The sequence below is a fragment of the Conexibacter sp. CPCC 205762 genome (assembly GCF_030646155.1).
Taxonomy (GTDB): Bacteria; Actinomycetota; Thermoleophilia; order Solirubrobacterales; family Solirubrobacteraceae; genus Conexibacter.
The window spans coordinates 1-561 of the sequence record NZ_JAUTDN010000112.1; the positions used below are offsets into that span (position 1 = coordinate 1).

Consider the following 561-nt stretch of genomic DNA (forward strand, 5'->3'; position numbering starts at 1 on the left):
TTGTGAAGTCAATTGTTATGTTGTCTATTGGTTATTTAAAAGGAATTTACCAATATACACAAAATCTTTCACTTGATCTACCGAAATACTACACAAAAGACGAAGGAAATGGAATTACATCGATATGGGTTGAAGTTGATGACAAGCTTCCAAAGGACAAAGCGACATTCCTAATCTCCAACATCTATGCGGATGATGCGGGTGAATATGGTATGCTTGGTTCAGTCACAAATGATTCTGGACTTGTTGAGATTCCAAAATTCAACATTCTTGAAAAGGCAGACCTTAACCAACTTACACAGCAGATATCTCACCTTGAAGGTTCATTGAACACTTTGGAGACAAACCTGCAAAGCATCCTAAACACGATAAATGGAATTTCAGCAAACACAAATGACATTCCGCAAATCAAGGTGGATGTCAACAAGCTTAAGATTGATGTTGCCAAAAACATAGGTGACATACTTGCGGTAAGCAATAACCTTGATTTCCTTAGAGATGTGGTCACAGCCGGTTTTGAGAAAACATTGAGCAATGATGCCGAAAGGGCATTCGACCCAA

General features: G+C 38.5%; 1 protein-coding gene. It reads left to right on the plus strand.

Annotated features, from left to right (window positions below; translation table 11 throughout):
* Positions 1 to 561 (plus strand): hypothetical protein (locus Q7L73_RS28640; protein ID WP_304715812.1); only part of this gene is annotated, 561 nt, incomplete at both ends.